We start from the raw sequence: 6,486 nt of genomic DNA, 5'->3' as shown, positions 1-6,486 counted from the left end.
ACATGATCATCGCGAGGATGCGGAAGACCAGCCGCTGGATGTGCCCGATGCCGCGCAGCACCGGCTCGCCGGCCTTGCCCATCGCCTGGAGCGCGAAGCCGGCCAGGAGCGCGATCAGCAGCGTCTGTCCCCGGACCGTGTCGCCTCCGCCCGTACGACGGTGGTCCTGTCCCGCACCACCTCCCGCTCGTGGCGCACCCGCTCCACGGGACCGGCAGCGGGCCCCGGCGCGGACGGCACCAGAGAGGCGGGCTCGTCCGGCTCGGGCGGCACCGTCCGCAGCGCCTCGACCCGCTCGAACGGGCCCGGCAGCCGCGGCCGTACCCGTGCCAGGCCACCGGCGCCACCGGCCGCGGAGGCCGCCGAGGACGCGGAGGACCCGGAGGCCGCCGCGGCCGGCGAGCACCGGGTGAGCAGCCGGTCGAAGTAGTCAGGCATCCGCGCACAGCTCCAGGTAGTAGCGGCGCCGCAGCGGGCTGAGCGCCAGGATCTCCGGCTCGCTCCACCCGTAGGCGGAGGCGAGCAGATGGACGTCGAGCAGCATGTCCCGCGCCCAGTTGTCCAGTTCCGTCCAGAGGTAGGAGGTGATGTCCAGCTCGGCCGGGGTGGTGGCACCGCACTCGGGGCACACCACGTCCAGCGTCACGGCGGCTGCCGGGTCGGCTTCCTCGGCCACCTCGGCGAGCCGCCGCTCCACCCGCTCGGGCAGCAGGCCGGGCAGCTGTTCGGGAGGAACGGCCACCCCGCCCCGTACCGCCGACACCGTGCAGCGCGCCAGCAGCCGCCGGCGCCCCTCGGCCGGATCCGGCACGGCGCCGGCCGCCGCGAGGTCGGCGACGGTGGGCAGCCGGAACTCGACGGCCCACTCGCCCTCCTCCACCCGCAGCGGCCTGTCCGGTGGCGTCCGGGGCCGGGCGCCCAGCGCCGTCGCGTCGAGCTCGAACTCCATCGGCTCACCGCACGAGGCACACTCGACGCGCACCTGCATGCGCTCGCCGAACAGCGCCCGGCGCAGCGCGAACAGGTCCGCCTCCCGCTCACCGACCGGCATCGCCAGCAGTTCGTCGGTGCCGGCCCCCGGGCGGGCGGCCCGGTGCAGCAGCAGTGACCGCTCCCCGTCGTGCCGCGTCAGCCCGGCCTCCCAGGTGGCGAGCAGCTCACCCGGTCCCGTCGGCGTCATCGCTCAACCCTCCGGTGTACGGGCGCCGTTCAGGCCGGATGGGTGAACGAGGGCTCGACCGGCTCCTCGACCTCGTAGTCGCGCTCCCAGCCCTCGCATTCGAGCTTGACGCTCTGGATGGCGACCGCGTTGGCGTTGGCGTCCAGCTCGCCGAGCACCTGGTACTCGCTTACCCAGGCCCGGTACAGCTTGTGCGAGACGGCCACCTGCCCGGCCTCGTTGAGGACCTGGATGATGATGTCCTTGCGGAAGTCCCGCAGCGAGACCTCCGCACCGAGACCGGCGCCGACCTGCCACACCTTGTTGGCCCAGCGGTCGAACTCCGGATCGTGGGTGACGCCCCGTTCGAGCGTGACGCCCTCGAATTCGGAACGGCCCGGCGATTTGCGCGGCGAGCTGGGGTCACCGCCGTGGCGGTGTTTGACCACCTCGGTGGTCCGCTTGAGAGGACTGATCTTGCTGATGCCCGCGACCGTTCGACCGTCCCACAGGACCAGGAACTTGAAATTCTTGTAGGGGTCGAAGCGATGGGCGTTTACCCGGAACTCAGCCATCGGTTTCCTTCGTGTTCCTTTTCCTCGGACGGGTGTCAGGACAGGTCGAACTGCCCGGCCACCTGCTGGATCCTGACGATGACGAACTCCGCCGGCCGCACCGGAGCGAAGCCGATCACGACGTTCACCACTCCGCGTTCGATATCGGCGTCGGTGGTCGTGTCCTTGTCGCACTTGACGAAGTACGCCTCGCGCGGCGTGCCGCCCTTGAAAGCGCCCTGGCGGAACAGGTCGTTGAGGTACGCCGAGGCGTTCAGCCGGATCTGCTGCCACAGCTGTTCGTCGTTGGGCTCGAAGACCACCCACTGCAGCCCGCGGTGCAGGCTCTCCTCGACGTGGAGCGCGAGCCGGCGCACCGATACGTACTTCCACTCGCTGTTCTGCGCGTCCGCGCCCTTCAGCGTGCGCGCGCCCCACACGAGCGGGCCGACCACGGGGAAGGTGCGCAGGCAGTTGACGCCCAGCGGGCCCAGCAGCCCGTTCTCCCGGTCGGTGAGCGTGACCGTCAGCGAGCGCACCCCGGCCAGCCGCGCCTCGGTCCCGGCCGGCGCCTTCCACACGCCGCGCTCGCCGTCCGTACGGGCGATGACGCCGGCGATGGCGCCGCAGGGCGGGAAGGCCCGGAGCCGGCCCGTCAGCGGGTCGGTGAGCCGCAACTGCGGGAAGTACAGGGCGGCGTGATCGCTGCGTACGGGGTCGAAGGCGCCGATCCCGGCCCGTGCGGCGTCCACGCCGCCCCATGTCGAGGGGGCGTCCACCAGGAGGAAGATCCGCCGCTCCCGGCAGAGCTGTTCGGCCGCGGACAGCACGGTGACCATGTCCTCGGTGGAGTCGTACGCCGCCAGCTCCGGCAGGCAGAGCAGGTTGACGTCGTCGATGTCACGCAGCGCCTGTACGCCGGTCTTGCGGGCCTCGCTGCCGATGAGGTCGCGCGGCCCGGGCGGGTCGCCGTCCTTGCCCCCGGCCAGCGGGAAGACGGGCGGGTTGACCGAGGCCTCCAGGCCCAGGTCATTGGCGCATTCGCCGATGAAGCGCACCACGTCGTCGGGGTCCAGGGATCCGGCGACGACCTGGAGCCGCCGCCCGAAGGCGGTGACCTCGGCGCCGGCGAAGGAGTGCCTGCCCGGTGCGTCGGGCAGCGCGCGCAGCTTGCGCTCCAGCAGCAGGGCGAGTTCGGTGACGTCGGCCGGCGGCTCGCCGTCGTGGTCGGGCTCGTAGAGCGTGAACTCCCGCTCCACGTCGCCGATCTTGACCTTCAACTCGACGCCGAGGTCGGGGAGTCGCGCGGCGAAGGGCTTGGACACCGTGCCGGAGGGGTCGGGCCGGTCCTCCTCCAGCGCTTTGACGCGGATCAGGGCGGACCCGGCGTTCACGACCGTCTCGACGAAGCGGCCGTGACCGGCGTTCATCGACAGCCCGGTGAAGGACTCGCGGGCCCCGCCGCGCGCGTCGAGGACGTGGAGGTTGAACGTCTTGTCCGGGGTGGGGGTGTCGTGGTCGACGGCGACCCGCAGCCCCGAGCCCCAGACGCCGGGCTCCTTGGCGTGCACCTGAAGCACCGGGCAATCGCTGTGCCCCTCGGTGGAGTTGAGCGTGACGCAGGCTTCGTCGCCGGTGCCGGCCTTGGCCACGCGCACGATCACCGCGACCCTGCCGCCGTTGCCGAAGAACTGGTGCACGGCGTAACTGACGGCGCTGCGGGAGGTGAGCCCGCCGAAGCGGCGCTCGAAGTCGGCGAAGCTGGTGACCCGCACCGGCCGGTTGAGCGGACCGCGCCGGGTGTGCCCCACGAACGCGGCCACCGAGGTGGTGACCGAGGCGATGGTACGGACGCTGCTGGGGAGTTCTTCGATGTATACGCCGGGATAGCCCATGTGCGTCGGCATTCCCCCTCCATTCCCTTCGCGCACCAAGAGATGAGGAGGGGAGGCGGAGCGGGCGCGCACACGTACGGAATACGCATGCGCACCCTTCGGTGTTTCCCCCCGTCACACACCCCGTGCGATATCGGTCTCGCAGGGCCATCGGCATGCGTGTGTGCTTGTGGCTCTTGGTACATGAGTGCCTATGGGGAGTGTCGTTCGCGGCTCGACCCAGGGTCAAGAGGCCCTTTCGGTCACGCCGCGTTGAGCATTTCCGGGGAGTGGTGAAGATCAATCAGCGCAGCCAAGAGGCATTACGGCCGAAGATGGAGAGTGATTCACGAGCGCTTCACAAGAGGAGTCGGCCGTCCGGGGAAAACAAGCCGAAAGCATATTTTCCCCGGCGCGCCGCCTTGAGTCCGATTGGTAGGAAAATGCGGCATTCAACGGCGCGGCTCAGGTCTGCCCGCAGCCGCCGGCCCGACGAGGAGGGCGACCAGTCGCTCCACCCGCTCCCGAGGCACCGGCGTGCCGGTCCAGTTGGTCATCAGCAGATGGTGGACGGTTCCGACGAGGGCCAGCGCCACCGTCGCGGTGTCGGTGCCGCTCGCCAGGCGCCCCAGCCGCTGCTCCTCGGTCAGGTACGCCGTGATCGCGGCCTCGATCGAGGCGAACCCCGGCGCTCCGGCCGCCAGGGCCTGCCGGACGCGCGCCGAGGACTCCGCGCGGGTCATGGCCAGGCCGACGACCGTCGGGTGCAGCGAGTTGACGAGGGTGAGTGCGACCGTGACCAGGTTCTCGGCCACGGTGGCGTGCCCCGCCCGCGAACCGAGCTCCTCCGCCTGCCGCGCGGTACGGGCGAACCGGTCGAGGACCAGCTCGGCGACGAACGCGTCCAGGCCGTCGAAATGAGCGTGCAGCAGGCCCTTGGCGCAGCCCGCCTCGGTGGTGATCGCCCGGCTGGTCAGGGCCGCCGGGCCCTCGCGCGCCAGGACCCGCTGCGCGGCGTCGAAGAGCCGCTCGCGGAGGTCGGGAATGGCTACTCCACGCGGTGACATAGGGCCTCTCCTGGTACGGGCGTGCGGCGTACCACCGTACAAGAGGGGGATTGCCAGTATGGGCACACGCCCATACTGTTTGGGCGAGCGCCCATTCTCCACCCGGGGGCGTCTCACCACCGGCCAAGGAGGGGGCATTTTCATGCGACAGGTCGTCAACACCGGGCAGGCGCAGGCCTGGAACGGCTACGAGGGCACGCACTGGGCGCGGCACCAGGACCGCTGGGACGCCGTCAACGAGGGGTTCAACGAGCAGCTGCTCGGCGCGGCCGCCATCGGCCCGTACGACCGCGTCCTGGACATCGGCTGCGGGGCCGGGCGCACCACGCGACTGGCCGCCCGCCGTGCCGTGAACGGGCACGCCCTGGGCGTGGACCTGTCGGCGCCGATGCTGGAGCGCGCACGCGAGAGCGCCCGGCGCGAGCGGGTCGGCAATGTCTCCTACGAGCAGGGGGACGCCCAGGTCCACGCCTTCGAGCCGGGCGCGTTCGACGTCGCCGTGAGCCGCTTCGGGGTGATGTTCTTCGCCGACCCGACCGCCGCGTTCGCCCACATCGGCCGGGCCTTGCGCCCCGGCGGCCGCCTGGCCTTCGTCTGCGCGGCGCAGGCCGAGGGCAACCAGTGGCTGGCCGCGATCGCGGCATTGCGGGACATTCTGCCCATGGGCGGCTTCGGTGCGACCGGAGGCCCCGGGATGTTCTCCCTGGCCGACCCGGACACCGTCCGGGGGGTGCTGCGGGCCGCCGGATTCCAGGACATCGGTACGGAGTACGTGGAGGCGCCGGGCACGTGGGGCCGCGACGCCGAGGATGCGGCCGCCTTCCTGCTGGACTCAGGCCCCGGCCGCCACCTGATGGGCCAGGTCGGGCCGGAAGCACGCGACCGGGCCCGCCGGCGGCTCGTCGCCACCCTGCGGGCGTACGACAGGGGCGACGGCGCGCTGCGACTGCGCGGCAACGCCTGGCTGGTGACCGCCACCCGCCCGCAGTGACACGACCGGGGGCCGGCCGCGCGGTGCGGCCGGCCCCCGGGGTGTGCGTGGGTCAGTACGGTCCGTTCACATTGTCGATGGAGCCGTACCGGTCCGCGGCGTAGTTGCAGGCCGCGGTGATGTTGGCGACCGGGTCATAGGCGTCCATCGGCGTACCGGGCACGTGGTAGGCCAGGAAGGTCGGCTCGATGACCTGGAGAAGGCCCTTGGACGGGGTTCCGGCCGCGGCGTTGGAGTCCCAGTTGTTGATGGCCAGCGGGTTGCCCGAGGACTCGCGCATGATGTTGCGGTAAATGCCGTCGTAACTGCCGGGAATACCGTGCTGGGCCATGATGTCCAGCGACTCCCGGATCCAGCCGTCGAGGTCATTGGTGTACGTGGCGGATTTCACCGGCGCCGCGCTCGTGCGCTCCGAGCGGTCGGCCCGGTCGGAAGCAGTGGACGCACGGGTGGCCGTGGACTTCTCCGGTGTCGCCTTCGCGCCGATTGTCAGCTTCAGGCCGGGGCGAATCAGCGACGGATTGTCACCGACCGCCTTCCGGTTGTCCTCATAGAGCTTCTTCCAGCCACCGCTCAGCCCATGATCTCTTGCGATCTTGGAAAGGGAATCCCCGGCGACCACGGAATAGGTGGCGGGGCCGGCCTTCTTCGCCGCGGCAGGCGAGGCGGCGGCGGTGGTGGCGGCGGAATGTGCCGCGGCCGGCGCCGAGTTCGGCGCGGCCTCGGCTGCCGTCGCGCCGATCAGGGGAAGGGCGAGCGCGGCGCCACCCGTACCCGCGGCGACGAAACGGCGGTTGAGCGGACTGTTCTTGGGACGGCGGTGCTTACCCTTTCCGGGCAT

6 protein-coding genes and 1 pseudogene are annotated in these 6,486 nt (G+C 71.3%); 2 read left to right on the top strand and 5 right to left on the bottom strand.

The features are described from left to right. A pseudogene (locus QWM81_RS26800) lies at positions 1–430 on the top strand (hypothetical protein); the annotation flags it as partial. Here the strand turns inward: QWM81_RS26800 and QWM81_RS26795 are convergent. The 4 genes from QWM81_RS26795 to QWM81_RS26780 all read right to left on the bottom strand — a co-directional run bounded on the left by QWM81_RS26795 (position 431) and on the right by QWM81_RS26780 (position 4,654). Next, positions 431–1,180 (bottom strand): T4 family baseplate hub assembly chaperone, encoded by a 750-nt coding sequence (locus tag QWM81_RS26795; protein WP_290114948.1) that lies wholly within the window; start codon positions 1,178–1,180, stop codon positions 431–433. 29 nt (positions 1,181–1,209) lie between these two features. After that, positions 1,210–1,734 (bottom strand): phage tail protein, encoded by a 525-nt coding sequence (locus QWM81_RS26790; protein ID WP_290114947.1) that lies wholly within the window; start codon positions 1,732–1,734, stop codon positions 1,210–1,212. A 35-nt stretch (positions 1,735–1,769) separates the two neighbouring features. Continuing rightward, positions 1,770–3,620, bottom strand: a complete 1,851-nt coding sequence (locus QWM81_RS26785; RefSeq protein ID WP_290114945.1) for a phage tail sheath C-terminal domain-containing protein — start codon at positions 3,618–3,620, stop codon at positions 1,770–1,772. A gap of 419 nt (positions 3,621–4,039) precedes the next feature. After that, positions 4,040–4,654 (bottom strand): TetR/AcrR family transcriptional regulator, encoded by a 615-nt coding sequence (locus QWM81_RS26780; protein WP_290114944.1) that lies wholly within the window; start codon positions 4,652–4,654, stop codon positions 4,040–4,042. A gap of 142 nt (positions 4,655–4,796) precedes the next feature. Here QWM81_RS26780 and QWM81_RS26775 point away from each other — a divergent pair, with 142 nt between their 5' ends. Next, the gene (locus QWM81_RS26775; protein ID WP_290114943.1) at positions 4,797–5,645 is read left to right on the top strand and encodes a class I SAM-dependent methyltransferase; all 849 of its coding nucleotides are present in this window, start codon (positions 4,797–4,799) and stop codon (positions 5,643–5,645) included. 52 nt (positions 5,646–5,697) lie between these two features. Here the strand turns inward: QWM81_RS26775 and QWM81_RS26770 are convergent, their stop codons facing one another. Further along, the gene (locus tag QWM81_RS26770) at positions 5,698–6,486 is read right to left on the bottom strand and encodes a transglycosylase SLT domain-containing protein (RefSeq protein WP_290114942.1); all 789 of its coding nucleotides are present in this window, start codon (positions 6,484–6,486) and stop codon (positions 5,698–5,700) included.

The organism is Streptomyces ficellus, from assembly GCF_030406405.1.
Lineage (GTDB): Bacteria > Actinomycetota > Actinomycetes > Streptomycetales > Streptomycetaceae > Streptomyces > Streptomyces ficellus_B.
Note: the sequence above shows the minus strand (reverse complement) of the source record. Positions and strands in the feature narration are given on the sequence as shown.